Source organism: Mycobacterium sp. PS03-16 (assembly GCF_004570325.1).
Classification (GTDB): Bacteria; Actinomycetota; Actinomycetes; order Mycobacteriales; family Mycobacteriaceae; genus Mycobacterium.
Map to the genome: position 1 here is coordinate 40806 of NZ_SPQO01000030.1, position 13274 is coordinate 54079.

Here is a 13274-nt window from a genome sequence, read left to right on the forward strand (position 1 = left end):
GTGTCTGCCCAATCGACGTCCGATCGCGTCATCCTGGCGTACTCCGGTGGTCTGGACACCTCCGTGGCGATCAGCTGGATCGGCAAGGAGACCGGCCGCGAGGTGGTGGCCGTGGCGATCGACCTCGGCCAGGGCGGCGAGGACATGGAGGTGGTGCGCCAGCGCGCGCTGGACTGCGGTGCCGTCGAAGCCGTCGTCGTCGACGCCCGCGACGAGTTCGCCGAGCAGTACTGCCTGCCCGCCATCCAGTCCAACGCGCTCTACATGGACCGCTACCCGCTGGTGTCGGCGCTGAGCCGGCCCCTGATCGTCAAGCACCTCGTGGACGCGGCCCGCGAACACGGCGGCGGGACGGTCGCCCACGGCTGCACCGGCAAGGGGAACGACCAGGTCCGGTTCGAGGTGGGCTTCGCCTCGCTGGCCCCGGATCTCAAGGTGCTCGCTCCGGTGCGCGACTACGCGTGGACGCGCGAGAAGGCCATCGCGTTCGCCGAGGAGAACGCGATCCCGATCAACGTGACCAAGCGGTCACCGTTCTCGATCGACCAGAACGTGTGGGGTCGTGCGGTGGAGACGGGCTTCCTCGAGCACCTGTGGAACGCGCCGACGAAGGACGTCTACGACTACACCGAGGATCCGACGCTGAACTGGAGCACCCCCGACGAGGTGGTCGTCGGCTTCGAGAAGGGTGTGCCGGTGTCCATCGACGGACGCAGCGTCACGGTGCTGCAGGCCATCGAGGAGCTCAACCGTCGCGCCGGCGCCCAGGGTGTCGGGCGCCTCGACGTCGTGGAGGACCGGCTGGTGGGCATCAAGAGCCGCGAGATCTACGAGGCGCCGGGCGCAATGGTGCTGATCACCGCGCACACCGAACTCGAACACGTCACGCTCGAGCGCGAGCTCGGCCGGTTCAAGCGCACCACCGACCGCAAGTGGAGCGATCTGGTCTACGACGGGTTGTGGTTCTCACCGCTGAAGGCGGCGCTGGAGTCGTTCGTCGCCAACACTCAGGAGCACGTCACCGGGGAGATCCGGATGGTGCTGCACGGCGGGCACATCGCGGTCAACGGGCGCCGCAGCGCGGAGTCGCTCTACGACTTCAACCTGGCCACCTACGACGAGGGTGACACGTTCGACCAGTCGGCGGCCCGCGGCTTCGTCCAGATCCACGGTCTGTCGTCGAGCATCTCGGCCCGCCGGGACCTCGGTATCCAATGACCGCCGAGGAGCGGGGCGCCACCAACGAGGGCTCGCTGTGGGGTGGCCGGTTCGCCGACGGGCCCGCCGACGCGCTGGCCGCGCTGAGCAAGTCCACCCACTTCGACTGGGTGCTCGCGCCCTACGATGTCGCCGCGTCCAAAGCCCATGCGCGCGTGCTGTTCTCGGCCGGCCTGCTGACCGATGAGCAGCGCGACGGGCTGCTCGCGGGGCTGGACAGCCTGGCCTCCGACGTCGCCGACGGCAGCTTCGGCCCCCTGGTCACCGACGAGGACGTGCACGGCGCCCTGGAACGCGGCCTGATCGACCGGGTCGGACCCGAGCTGGGCGGCCGGCTGCGTGCCGGGCGCAGCCGCAACGATCAGGTCGCCACGCTGTTCCGGGCATGGCTGCGCGACGCGATGCGCCGGGTCGCCGGGGGAGTGCTCGACGTGGCCGGCGCACTGGCCACCCAGGCCGCCGCCCATCCGACCGCGATCATGCCGGGCAAGACGCATCTGCAGTCGGCGCAGCCGGTGCTGCTGGCCCACCACCTGCTGGCCCACGCCCATCCGCTGCTGCGCGACGTCGACCGGATCGCCGATCTCGACAAGCGGGCCGCGGTGTCCCCCTACGGGTCCGGTGCGCTGGCCGGGTCGTCGCTGGGCCTCGACCCCGACGCGATCGCCGCCGAACTGGGCTTCGACACCGCCGCCGACAACTCGATCGACGCCACCGCCGCCCGCGACTTCGCCGCCGAGGCGGCGTTCGTGCTGGCCATGATCGCGGTGGACCTGTCGCGGCTGGCCGAGGACGTCATTCTGTGGAGTACCACCGAATTCGGCTACGTGACGCTGCACGACGCGTGGTCGACGGGCAGCTCGATCATGCCGCAGAAGAAGAATCCGGACATCGCCGAGCTGGCCCGCGGGAAGTCCGGCCGGCTGATCGGCAACCTGACCGGCCTGCTGGCCACCCTCAAGGCGCAGCCGCTGGCCTACAACCGGGACCTGCAGGAGGACAAGGAACCGGTCTTCGATTCGGTCGCACAACTCGAACTGCTGCTGCCGGCGATGGCCGGGCTGGTGTCCACGCTGACCTTCGACACCGACCGGATGGCCGCGCTCGCGCCGCTGGGCTACACGCTGGCCACCGACGTCGCCGAATGGCTGGTGCGCCGCGGGGTTCCGTTCCGCGTCGCACACGAGGCCGCCGGCGCGGCCGTGCGCGCCGCCGAGGCACGAGGGGTCGGGCTCGAAGACCTCGAGGACGCCGAACTGAGCGGGATCCATCCCGAGCTCACCGGTGAGGTGCGCGAGGTGCTCACCATCGAGGGTTCGGTGAACTCGCGCGACGCCCGCGGCGGCACCGCGCCGGCGCAGGTCGCGCGGCAGCTCGGCGTCGTCCGCGAGACGGCCGACCGGCTTCGGGCGCGGCTGGCGAACTAGCCGGCCGCCGGGTTGGTGTAGACGCGGCCGGGCCGGATGAGCACCACGGTCCGCCGTTCCTCGGCCATCACGCGGTCGTAGGTGGCCCAATCGTCGTGGGTTCCACCGGCGGCGCGGAACACATCGCGCAGCAGCGTCCGCAGAGCATCGCCGTCGACCTCGGGGTGGAGGTCGTCGGGTCCGATCAACTCCGCGCGTCCCTCGACGGTCGCCCACTGCCAGCCGGCGCGCGCGACGATCGTGGCCCGCGGATCGGCGCGGAGATTGCGCAGTTTGAGGGAGCCGCCGACCGCGACGAGCCCGACCACCGGCGTCGCGGTGATCGGATGCGTGAGCACCCCGGCGTTGACGACCGTGGACTGGATACTGCCGTCACGGCGCAGTGTGCTGACCACACACAGCCCGTGGTCGCGCGCGAGTAGCCCGGTGAACGCGGAGAGGTCAGCCATGGGTCGACGCTACTCCCGGACTGTCAGCCCTCGGCCGCGGTCATCTTCTCGTGCAGTGCGGCTGCGCGGCTAGCCGATCTGCTCGGACAGCTCGAACCAGCGGCTCTCGGCCTCGACGACCTCGTCTTCCATGGCGCGGATGGCGGCCATCTCGGTGGCGAGCCCCTGGAAGTCCGACTGGTCGTGGTCGGCGAGTGCGGTGCGCGCGCCGTCGATCTGAGCCTGCAGTTTCTCCAGCCGGCGCTCGATAGCGGCGACCTCCTTCTGCGCCGCGCGCAGTTCGGCGCCCGACAGCCCAGTCGGTTCGGCGGCCGCGGCGGCGGGGGCGGGACCGGTCTGGGCGGCGCGGGCGGCGCGCAGCCGCAGGTACTCGTCGACGCCGCCCGGCAGGTGCCGCAGCCGCCCGCCGAGGATGCCGTACTGCTGGTCGGTGACGCGTTCGAGGAAGTACCGGTCGTGGCTGACGACGATGAGGGTGCCCGGCCAGGAGTCGAGCAGGTCCTCCATGGCCGCGAGCATGTCGGTGTCCAGGTCGTTGGTCGGCTCGTCGAGGATGAGCACGTTCGGTTGCGACAGCAGGATGAGCAACAGCTGCAGACGACGCTGCTGTCCGCCGGAGAGGTCCTTGACCGGCGTCGACAACTGGGCGCTCGAGAACCCGAGCCGTTCCAGCAGTTGGCCTGGCGAGAGCTCCTGGGCTTTGCTGCCGGACCCGAAGGTGTAGGTGGTGCGCAGACTGTCCAGCACGACGCGCACCGGATCGTCCAGATGCGGCCGCAGTTCGTCGAGCGTCTGGGTCAGCGTTGCGACCTTGACCGTCTTACCGCGCTTGACCCGGCCCGCGGTCGGCTCGACCGACCCGTCGATCAAACCGAGCAGGGTCGACTTGCCCGCCCCGTTGACGCCGAGGATGCCGGTGCGTTCACCGGGGGCGATCCGCCACTCCACCCCGCGCAGCACCTCATGCTCCCGGTAGGCCACGGACACGTCGAGCAGGTCGACCACCTGCTTGCCGAGCCGGGACACCGCCAGGGACTGCAGGGCGACCTTGTCACGAATCTCCGGCACGTCGGCGATGAGCGCGTTGGCCGCGTCGATCCGGAACTTGGGCTTCGACGTCCGGGCCGGGGCGCCGCGGCGCAACCACGCCAGCTCTTTGCGGGCGAGATTCTGGCGGCGGGCCTCGATCGCGGCCGCCTGCCGGTCGCGTTCCACCCGCTGCAGGATGTAGGCCGCGTAGCCGCCGTCGAAGGGTTCGACGATGCGGTCGTGCACCTCCCACGTCACGGTGCACACCTCGTCGAGGAACCAGCGGTCGTGGGTCACCACCAGGACGCCGCCCGCCGACGGGGACCAGCGCTGCTTGAGGTGTTCGGCAAGCCAGGTGATGGCTTCCACGTCGAGATGGTTGGTCGGCTCGTCGAGCGCCAACACATCGTGGTCGCCGGCCAGCAGCCGGGCCAGCGCCACGCGGCGCCGCTGCCCTCCCGACAGTGTGCCGACGGCCGCGTCCCAGGCCAGATCGCCGAGTAGGCCGCCGATCACGTCGCGGCCGCGGGGGTCCGCGGCCCACTCGTGTTCGGGGACGTCACCGACCACGGCATGCCCGACGGTGTCGGCGTCGTCGAGGTCATCGCCCTGTTCCAGCACCCCGATCTGCACGCCGCCCCGGACGGTCACCCGTCCGGAGTCGGGGCGGCGACGACCCGCCAGCATGGCCAGCAGGCTGGACTTGCCGTCGCCGTTGCGGCCCACGATGCCGATGCGGTCGCCCTCGTTCACGCCGAGGGAGACGGCGTCGAACACGACTTTGGTCGGGTATTCCAGATAAAGGGCTTCAGCCCCGAGCAGATGCGCCATGTCCCCTCCAGGCTATGCGGGCGGGGGCTGTCGGATTGACCACGGGCGACCAGGGCCGCTGTGCCATGATGACGGGCGGCAGCGACGCGAAGGGGAGTTCTCGGTGGTGGACCTTTCGGCAATCACCAGACCAGTGGGGCGGCTGGTCGCGACCGCCCAGAACGGTCTCGAGGTCCTGCGGTACGGCGGCCTGGAGACCGGTGCCGTGCCGTCCCCGTTCCAGATCGTGCAGAGCGTCCCGATGTACCGGCTGCGGCGGTACTTCCCGCCCGATGCGCGCCCGGGCGCCGCCCCGCCGGGCCCGCCGGTGCTGATGGTGCACCCCATGATGATGTCGGCCGACATGTGGGACGTGACCCGCGAGGACGGCGCCGTCGGCATCCTGCACCGCGCGGGCATCGACCCGTGGGTGATCGACTTCGGGTCGCCGGACAAGGTCGAGGGCGGGATGCAGCGCAACCTCGCCGACCACGTGGTGGCGCTGTCGAACGCGATCGACACCGTCAAAGAGGTCACCGGCCGCGACGTCCACCTCGCCGGCTACTCGCAGGGTGGAATGTTCTGCTACCAGACCGCCGCCTACCGGCAGTCGCGTGACCTGGCCAGCATCGTCGCGTTCGGCGCGCCGGTCGACACCCTGGCCGCGCTGCCGATGAACCTGCCCGCGGGCCTGGCCGTCGGCGCCGCCGACTTCATGGCCGATCACGTCTTCAGCCGCATCGACATCCCGGGCTGGCTGGCGCGCACCGGCTTCCAGATGCTCGACCCGATCAAGACCGCGCAGGCGCGGCTCGAGTTCCTGATGCAGCTGCACGACCGCGAGGCGTTGCTGCCGCGCGAACAGCAGCGGCGGTTCCTGGCCTCGGAGGGCTGGATCGCCTGGTCGGGTCCGGCGATCTCGGAACTGCTCAAACAGTTCATCGCCCACAACCGGATGATGACCGGCGGCTTCTCCATCCACGGTCAGCTGGTCACGCTGTCCGACATCACCTGCCCGGTGCTCGCGGTGGTCGGTGAGGTCGACGACATCGGTCAGCCGGCCGCGGTGCGCGGCATCAAACGCGCCGCCCCGCAGGCCGATGTGTACGAATTCCTGCTGCGCGCAGGTCATTTCGGTCTGGTCGTCGGCTCCAAGGCCTCCGAGCAGACGTGGCCGACAGTGGCGCACTGGGTCAAATGGCTCGACGGCAGCGGCGATATGCCCGAATCCGTCGACCCGATGGCGCTGCAACCGGCCGAGCACCTCGAGAGCGGGGTGTCGCTGAGCTCGCGGGTGGCGCACGGCGCCACCGCCGCCACCGAGATGGCCTTCGGCGTCGCCCGCTCGGCCGCAGGCGCGCTGGTCTCGGCGAACAAGTCCGCACGCACGCTGGCGATCGAGACCGCCCGCACCCTGCCGCGCCTGACGCGGCTCGGCCAGATCAACGACCACACGCGCATCTCGCTCGGGCGGATCATGTCCGAGCAGTCGCGCGGCGCCCCGGGCGGAGAATTCCTGCTGTTCGACGGCCGGGTGCACACCTACGAGGCCGTCGACCGCCGCATCAACAACGTGGTCCGCGGGCTCATCGAGGTCGGCGTCCGCCAAGGCGCGCATGTCGGGGTGCTGATGGACACCCGGCCCAGTGCGCTGGTGGCGATCGCGGCGCTGTCCCGACTCGGTGCGGTGGCGGTGCTCATGCCGCCCGACGTGGACCTCGCGAGGGCCGCGCGCCTGGGCGCGGTGTCGGAGATCATCGCCGACCCCGGCCACCTCGACGCCGCGCGCACACTGCCGATGCGCGTGCTGGTGCTCGGCGGCGGTGAGGCCCGGGATCTGCACCTGGACAGATACGACGACGTGGCGTCTGTGCTGGATATGGAGCAGATCGATCCGGACCGGGTTGCGCTGCCCGGGTGGTACCGGCCCAACCCGGGTCTGGCCCGCGACCTGGCGTTCATCGCGTTCAGCTCGGTCGGCGGCGAACTGGTCGCCCGACAGATCACCAACTACCGGTGGGCGTTGTCGGCGTTCGGCACCGCCTCGGCGGCCAACCTCGGCCGGGGGGACACCGTCTACTGCCTCACGCCGCTGCACCACCAGTCCGGGCTGCTGGTCAGCTTGGGTGGTGCGGTGGTCGGCGGGGCGCGGATCGCGCTGTCCCGCGAGCTGCATCCCGACCGGTTCGTGCAGGAGATCCGCCAGTACGGCGTCTCGGTGGTGTCCTACACGTGGGCGATGCTGCGCGAGATCATCGACGATCCGTCCTTCCGGCTCACCGGCGGCCACCCGGTCCGGTTGTTCATCGGCTCCGGTATGCCGACCGGGCTGTGGAAGCGTGTCGTCGAGGTGTTCGAGCCGGCCACGGTCGTGGAGTTCTTCGCCACCACCGACGGTCAGGCCGTCCTGGCCAACGTCTCCGGCGCCAAGATCGGCAGTAAGGGCCGCGCACTGCCCGGCGGCGGACAGGTCGAGTTGGCCGCCTACGACCCCGACGACGATCTCATCCTCGAGGACGACGACGGCTTCGTGCGTCGCGCGGCGACCAACGAGGTCGGCGTGCTGCTCGCCCGCCCGCGCGGCCCGGTCGACCCCACGGCGCTGGTCAAACGCGGGGTCTTCGCACCCGCCGACACCTGGGTGTCGACCGAGTATCTGTTCCGCCGCGACGAGGACGGCGACTACTGGCTGGTGGACAACCGCGGCGCGGTGATCCACACCGACCGCGGCCCGGTGTACGCGATGCCGATCAGCGATGCGGTGGGGCGCATCGGCGCGGTCGACGTGGCGGTCACCTACGGGGTGGAGACGGCCGGCCGGCGGCTGGCCGTCACCGCGTTGGCCCTGCGCCCCGGCGGCACCATCCCGACGGCCGACCTGTCCGAGGCGCTGGCGGATCTGCCGGTCGGCCAGCCGCCCGACGTCGTTCACGTGGTTCCCGAGATCGAGTTGAGCGCGAGTTACCGGCCACTGATCAGTCCGCTGCGGGCCGCCGGCGTGCCGAAACCGTCGCGGCGTAACTCCTGGTACCTCGACACCGATACCAATAGTTACAAGCGGCTGACCGTGGCCGTGCGTGCTGAATTGACCGGAGGTCGGGACCTTGATCGCTCGCGGGACGACGGGGCGGCCGCACAGCCCCGTGCCCAACAGTGACACCGTGCCGCCCCGCGGCCACGCTGATAGGCTCCCCGCTGGCGTCACACCGACTGGAGGAAAGATGAACTCGCAGAGCCGTAATTCCCGCCCGGGGTGGCGCCGCGCGCTGGTCAGCACCGTCGCCAGCGGTGCGCTGGCCGCCGGAATGCTCTTCAGCGCTCCCACCGCAGGGGCCGACATCCTCGACACGGTCGGGGCCAAGTACATGCAGGGCGCCGGCGGCGGCCAGATCTCGCAGTTGGTCGAGCAGTCGCTGAGCCTGCGGGCGCAGGGCTTCCGGCCGTCGCAGGAGAATCTCGCGGCGCTGCAGGAGGGGTGGGACTTCCTGCCCAACCAGTCACGGCTGCTGAGCGCGCTGCAGTCGACGGTCGCCTACCAGCGCAAGGTCCAGATGCAGGCGTCGCTGTCCGGTGGCGGTGGCCCCGCGGTCAAGGCGCCGGCCTGGGTGCCCCCGGGTGACGACAACCCGTTCCTCGGGCCCGAGTACGACATCAATCCCTGGGACTAGCCTCGGTGCTCGACGAGAAACTCCTCGCCATCCTGGTGTGCCCGCAGGACCGCGGACCGTTGCTGAGCATCGGCGACGAGATGCTCTACAACCCGCGGCTGCGCCGGGGCTACCGCATCGACGACGGCATCCCGGTGCTGCTGGTCGACGAGGCGGTTGCGGTCACCGACGACGCCGAACACCAGCGGCTACTCGAGCGCGCCGGCGCCTAGACCAGACCCGGCAGGTCGCCGGTCAGGTAGTGCTGCAGGTTCGGGCCGATCGTCTCGGCGATCTGCTCGATCGGCAGCGACGCGAACGGCTCGAGTTCGAGGATGTAGCGGGCCATCACCACGCCGACCAGTTGCGAGGCGACGTACTGGACCCGGATTCGTCCGGTGCCCGGCGGATCGTCGACGCGTGCCCCCACCTCGGCGACCACGACCTCCTGCAGAAACGACCGCAGCAGGCTCACCTCCGCGCCGGCCAGCAGGGAGCGCAGCGTGGCGATGAAACCCTTGCCCGCCTCGGAATCCCAGATCGGCAGGATCAGCCTGGGCAACGTGTGGCCGATCTGGTCGACCGGCACCTCGCGCAGCGGCCCGATCACGCTCATCGGGTCGATCGGGGCGTGAATCGCGGCGGCGAACAATTGCTGCTTGGTGCCGAAGTAGTGGTGCACCAGCGCCGCGTCGACCCCGGCGGCCGCGGCGATGGACCTGATCGACGTCTTGTCGATGCCATTGCGGGCGAACAACCCCCGCGCGCTGAGCAGAATCCGCTCGCGAGTGTCGGACGCCCCGGGCGGCCGCCCGGGGCGTCTGCGCTCAGCGTTGGTGGTCACGGGGTCCTACGGTGTCCTTCGTCGTAGCGTGGCCGCGGCCAGGCCGAGGGCGACGACCGCGAAAGCCACCACGATAGCGATGTCACGGACGGCGGTCGCCGTCAACTCCGGATGTGCACCGACCTCGCGCAGCGCCTCCAGTGCGTAACTGGCCGGCATCGCGTTGCTGATCCACTGCAGCCATTCGGGCAGCACGTCGCGCGGCACGATGATGCCGCACAGCAGCAGCTGCGGTGCGATGACCAGCGGCATGAACTGGACGGCCTGGAATTCCGTGCGGGCGAACGCGCTGCACAGCAGCCCGAGGCCGACCCCGAGGACCGCGTTGACGATCGCGATCGCGAACACCAGCAGGGGGCTGCCCGCGGTCTCGAAGCCCAGTAACCAGAACGACACCAGGCACGCCAGGGTGGCCTGCGCGGCAGCGGCCAGTGAGAATGCGGTGCCATACGCGGCCAGGAGATCCGTCCGGCGCAGGGGAGTGGTGAGGATCCGCTCGAGCGTGCCGGACACCCGTTCGCGCTGCATGGTGATCGACGTGATGAGGAACATCACGATCAGCGGGAAGACGCCGAGCATGATCAGGCAGGCGTTGTTGAACGGTCCCGGCGTCCCCGGCGGATGCGGGGCGTCGACGAACATGAAGTACATCAGCGTGATGACCAGGCTGGGCACCACCAGGATCATCGCGACGCTGCGGTGGTCGGCGGCGAGCTGGCGCAGGATCCGTCCGGTGGTGGCCAGGTAGGCCTGCGGGTGGAGCGGATGACGGGGGGTCAGGCCGCGGTGCTGTGCCGGATGACGGACAGGAACGCTTCCTCCAGTGACGTGCATGCCGTGTCCTTCCTGAGTCGGTCGGGGGTGGTGTGGGCCAGGACGCGCCCGTCGCGCATGAGCACGAGGTCGCCGCAGTGGTCGGCCTCGTCCATCACGTGGCTGGACACCAGCAGGGTGGTGCCACCGCGGGCGAGTTCACCGAACCGCTCCCACAGGTCGACCCGCAGCACGGGGTCCAGGCCGACGGTGGGCTCGTCGAGCACCAGCAGGTCGGGATGCGACACCAGCGCGCAGGCCAGCGAGACGCGGGTGCGCTGACCGCCGGAGAGGTTGGCGGCCAGCGCGGTGCGGTGGTCGGCGAGTCCGACCGCGTCGACGGCCTCGTCGGCCGCGGATGCGCCGCTGCCGTACAGCGCGGCGAAGTATCGGACGTTGTCGATGACTCGCAGGTCGGGATAGATCGTCGCGTCCTGGGTGACGTAACCGACCCGGTGTCGCAACTCGGCCGATCCGGCGGGCCGGCCGAGGACGATCACCGATCCCCGCTCGACGACCTGGGTGCCGACGATGCAGCGCATCAGCGTGGTCTTCCCGCATCCGGATGGGCCGAGCAGACCCGTGATGGTGCCGCGGACGATGCGGACCGACACGTCGTCGAGCGCGACATGTCCGCCGCGGACCACCCGCAGGCCGGCGATGTCGACGGCGGCCGCTTGGAATTCATCGTCTGATGAAGTCATCATGCGATGAATATCCTCCCCGCCGGAGACGGTGTCAAGGGTGGTCGGCAGAATCCCTCGGGTGAGTGCGGAACTGTTACGGGTCGATCCGCTTACGGCGGCCGAACGCCTGCTCGGCGCGGTGCTCGTCGGCCGCGGGGTGAGCGCCACGATCGTCGAGGTGGAGGCCTACGGTGGGCCGGCGCACGGACCCTGGCCCGATGCGGCCGCCCACTCCTACCGCGGACCCGGCCCGCGCAACTCGGTGATGTTCGGACCGCCGGGGCGGCTCTACACCTACCGCAGCCACGGCATTCACGTCTGCGCGAACGTCGTCTGCGCCGACGACGAGGTCGCCGCGGCGGTGCTGCTGCGGGCCGCGGCAGTCGAGTCGGGACACGGCATCGCCCAGTTCCGCCGCGGTGAGTCGGTGCGGCAGGTGGCGCTGGCCCGCGGGCCGGGGAACCTCTGCTCCGCCCTCGGCATCGGGATGGACGACAACGGCATCGACGTCTTCGCGGCCGACAGCCCGGTGCGCCTGGAACTCGCTGACCAGCGAGCCTACGAATCCGGACCGCGGGTCGGGGTGAGTCAGGCCGCCGACCGGCCGTGGCGGATGTGGCTGGCCGGGCGCCCCGAGGTGTCGGCGTACCGGCGGAGTCCACGGGCCCCGGCACCGGGCGCCGGCGACTGACTCGGGTACGGAATGATCTCCGGTTATGAGCAGCATCCTCGACGAGTTGGACTGGCGCGGGCTGATCGCGCAATCGACCGACCGAGATGCCCTGGCGGCCGATCTGGCCGCCGGTCCACTGACCCTGTACTCGGGGTTCGACCCGACCGCGCCGAGCCTGCATGCCGGCCACCTGGTGCCGTTGCTCACGTTGCGACGGTTCCAGCGGGCCGGTCACCGGCCGATCGTGCTGGCCGGCGGCGCCACCGGGATGATCGGTGATCCTCGCGACACCGGTGAGCGGACGATGCAGACCGCCGACACGGTCGCGGAGTGGGCCGACCGCATCCGCGGACAACTCGAGCGTTTCGTGGAGTTCGAGGCCTCGCCGACCGGCGCCGTCATCGAGAACAACCTGAGCTGGACCGGTGCGCTGTCGGCCATCGAGTTCCTGCGCGATGTCGGCAAGCACTTCTCGGTCAACGTCATGCTCGACCGCGACACCGTCCGGCGTCGGCTCGAAGGAGAGGGCATCTCCTACACCGAGTTCAGCTACATGCTCCTGCAGGCCAACGACTACGTGCAGCTGCGGGAGAGACACGGGTGCGCACTGCAGGTCGGCGGCTCCGACCAGTGGGGCAACATCGTGGCCGGCGTCCGGCTGGTGCGCCAGAAGCTCGGCGACACCGTCCACGCACTGACCACCCCGTTGGTCACCGACTCCGAGGGGAAGAAGTTCGGGAAGTCCACGGGCGGCGGCAATCTGTGGCTCGACCCCGAAATGACCAGCCCGTACGCCTGGTACCAGTACTTCATCAACACCGCGGACGCCGACGTGATCGCCTACCTGCGCTGGTTCACCTTCCTGGACCGGGGCGAGATCGCCGAACTCGAAGAGGCCACCGCGCAACGGCCCCACCAGCGGGCCGCGCAGCGCCGGCTGGCGCGAGAGCTGACCACGTTGGTGCACGGCGAGGCGGCGACCGCGGCGGTCGAGCACGCCAGCCAGGCGCTGTTCGGTCGCGGTGAGCTCGACGCGCTCGACGAGTCGACGTTGGCTGCGGCACTTCACGAGGCCTCGGTGGCGGAACTCACTCCGGGAGAACCGGACTCGATCACCGACCTGCTGGTCGCCACCGGGCTGTCGGCCAGTAAGGGCGCGGCCCGCCGAACGGTCGCCGAGGGTGGGGTGTCGGTCAACAACGTGCGCATCGACAGCGACGACTGGATCCCGCAGCCGGCCGACTTCCTGCACGGGCGGTGGTTGGTGCTGCGGCGGGGGAAGCGGAATATCGCCGGGGTGCAGCGCGTTGGATGAACTGGCACGGTCGTACGACCGTGCCGCCCATCTGGCGCCAAAACCGCCTCCTAGCAGGCGATTTGACTCCGAGTTTCCAACCACGTAACTTATCTCCACGTCGCCGCGACACGGCCTCCGGGCCGGGGAGCGCGGCAGACTCCCAGAGGGAAACTCACCTAGGTGGGTTCCTGACCGTCCGCTCTACGTGAACGCGGCTTTTGGCCGCGGGATCGACGCGCGGTTCGGGCGGGTGTGTTGTTTGAGAACTCAATAGTGTGTTTGGTGGTTTTTGTTTGTTGTTTTTTTGGCCTGCCTCTTTTTCCCGTTTAGGGGTGGGTTGTTGTTTTTTGCCAGATTTTTCTGGTGCTTGGTCAGATTGTT

Annotated in this window: 13 protein-coding genes; 7 read left to right on the forward strand and 6 right to left on the reverse strand. The window is 70.0% G+C overall.

The genetic code is table 11. The features are described 5' to 3' along the window. Together E4P42_RS21100 and argH are read left to right on the forward strand one after the other, a co-directional pair. Entirely contained in the window at positions 1-1218 is a 1218-nt protein-coding gene (locus tag E4P42_RS21100) for an argininosuccinate synthase (protein ID WP_135128026.1), read from the forward strand. Continuing rightward, positions 1215-2645, forward strand: a complete 1431-nt coding sequence (gene argH, locus E4P42_RS21105; RefSeq protein ID WP_135128027.1) for an argininosuccinate lyase — start codon at positions 1215-1217, stop codon at positions 2643-2645. Before E4P42_RS21100 ends, argH begins: the two co-directional genes overlap by 4 nt. Here argH and E4P42_RS21110 read toward each other — a convergent pair. Beyond that, positions 2642-3094 (reverse strand): TIGR03618 family F420-dependent PPOX class oxidoreductase, encoded by a 453-nt coding sequence (locus E4P42_RS21110; RefSeq protein WP_135128028.1) that lies wholly within the window; start codon positions 3092-3094, stop codon positions 2642-2644. The two genes, argH and E4P42_RS21110, sit on opposite strands and share 4 nt — an antisense overlap. Positions 3095-3163: 69 nt before the next feature. Next, complete coding sequence (locus tag E4P42_RS21115) at positions 3164-4954, reverse strand: ABC-F family ATP-binding cassette domain-containing protein (protein WP_135128029.1); 1791 nt, start codon at positions 4952-4954, stop codon at positions 3164-3166. Positions 4955-5060: 106 nt separating this feature from the next. Here E4P42_RS21115 and E4P42_RS21120 point away from each other — a divergent pair, with 106 nt between their 5' ends. The 3 genes from E4P42_RS21120 (at position 5061) to E4P42_RS21130 (ending at position 8813) form a co-directional block, all read left to right on the forward strand. Beyond that, positions 5061-8090 carry an acyl-CoA synthetase gene (locus E4P42_RS21120; RefSeq protein ID WP_135128030.1) on the forward strand — a complete coding sequence of 1010 codons (3030 nt, stop codon included), beginning with the start codon at positions 5061-5063 and terminating at the stop codon, positions 8088-8090. A gap of 64 nt (positions 8091-8154) precedes the next feature. Then, complete coding sequence (locus E4P42_RS21125; RefSeq protein WP_135128031.1) at positions 8155-8601, forward strand: hypothetical protein; 447 nt, start codon at positions 8155-8157, stop codon at positions 8599-8601. Between the two features lie 5 nt (positions 8602-8606). Further along, complete coding sequence (locus E4P42_RS21130) at positions 8607-8813, forward strand: Trm112 family protein (RefSeq protein ID WP_135128032.1); 207 nt, start codon at positions 8607-8609, stop codon at positions 8811-8813. On the opposite strand, the gene E4P42_RS21135 is transcribed toward E4P42_RS21130, so the two are convergent. Genes E4P42_RS21135 through E4P42_RS21145 form a run of 3 tightly spaced genes read right to left on the reverse strand, consistent with a single transcriptional unit; the run spans position 8810 to position 10944 of the window. After that, positions 8810-9424 (reverse strand): TetR family transcriptional regulator, encoded by a 615-nt coding sequence (locus E4P42_RS21135; RefSeq protein ID WP_135128033.1) that lies wholly within the window; start codon positions 9422-9424, stop codon positions 8810-8812. The two genes, E4P42_RS21130 and E4P42_RS21135, sit on opposite strands and share 4 nt — an antisense overlap. Positions 9425-9430: 6 nt before the next feature. Continuing rightward, on the reverse strand, positions 9431-10258 hold the full coding sequence (locus E4P42_RS21140) for an ABC transporter permease (protein ID WP_135128034.1): 828 nt from the start codon (positions 10256-10258) through the stop codon (positions 9431-9433). Beyond that, positions 10201-10944 carry an ABC transporter ATP-binding protein gene (locus E4P42_RS21145; protein ID WP_135128035.1) on the reverse strand — a complete coding sequence of 248 codons (744 nt, stop codon included), beginning with the start codon at positions 10942-10944 and terminating at the stop codon, positions 10201-10203. Before E4P42_RS21145 ends, E4P42_RS21140 begins: the two co-directional genes overlap by 58 nt. A gap of 58 nt (positions 10945-11002) precedes the next feature. On the opposite strand from E4P42_RS21145, the gene E4P42_RS21150 reads away from it, so the two are divergent. Together E4P42_RS21150 and tyrS are read left to right on the forward strand one after the other, a co-directional pair. Further along, the gene (locus E4P42_RS21150) at positions 11003-11614 is read left to right on the forward strand and encodes a DNA-3-methyladenine glycosylase (RefSeq protein WP_135128036.1); all 612 of its coding nucleotides are present in this window, start codon (positions 11003-11005) and stop codon (positions 11612-11614) included. 25 nt (positions 11615-11639) lie between these two features. After that, positions 11640-12911, forward strand: coding sequence for a tyrosine--tRNA ligase (gene tyrS, locus E4P42_RS21155; RefSeq protein ID WP_135128037.1), 1272 nt, complete (start codon positions 11640-11642; stop codon positions 12909-12911). A gap of 154 nt (positions 12912-13065) precedes the next feature. On the opposite strand, the gene E4P42_RS27230 is transcribed toward tyrS, so the two are convergent. Then, on the reverse strand, positions 13066-13274 hold a 209-nt coding region (locus tag E4P42_RS27230; protein ID WP_209305839.1), incomplete at its 5' end, for a hypothetical protein.